Annotated in this window: 1 protein-coding gene; it reads left to right on the top strand. The window is 43.7% G+C overall.

Annotation, left to right across the window (positions count from 1 at the left end):
• Window positions 1-666 (top strand): GTPase Era (gene era / locus R7Q46_RS27560; protein WP_318078333.1); only part of this gene is annotated, 666 nt, incomplete at both ends.

The raw sequence follows: 666 nt of genomic DNA, 5'->3' as shown, positions 1-666 counted from the left end.
TACGTTGATACACCAGGACTTCACATTGAAGAAAAACGTGCAATCAACCGTTTGATGAACCGCGCTGCAAACTCCTCGTTGAGTGACGTGAACCTAGTTTTCTTCTTGGTCGATGGTACCCATTGGACTAAAGACGACGAGATGGTGTTGACCAAGCTTCAGAAATCGAACTTCCCTGTTGTACTTTGTGTTAACAAAGTTGATAACGTGCAAGATCGTAATGAAGTGATGCTACACATGGCTGAAATGTCTAAAAAAATGGACTTTGTCGATGTAGTGCCAATCTCTGCGAAGCAAGGTAAGAACATTGATGTATTGCGCAAGCACGTACGTAATCACCTGCCGAAAGCGACGCATCACTTCCCTGAAGAATACGTAACGGATCGCTCTCAGCGTTTCATGGCTTCAGAAATCGTACGTGAAAAGCTAATGCGCTTTACTGGTGATGAACTGCCATATTCTGTAACGGTTGAGATTGAGCGTTTCGACTACAACCCAGAAACCGACGGTTTCCATATCAATGCTTTGATTCTTGTTGAACGTAATGGTCAGAAGAAAATGGTGATTGGTAAAGGCGGCGAGAAGATCAAAACCATTGGTCGTGAAGCACGTCTAGATATGGAAGAGTTGTTCGGCCGTAAAGTTTATCTAGAGACTTGGGTGAAA

Source organism: Vibrio sp. 811, assembly GCF_033339195.1.
The sequence above is the reverse complement of the archived record's forward strand: the minus strand, read 5'-3'. Positions and strand labels throughout refer to the sequence as shown.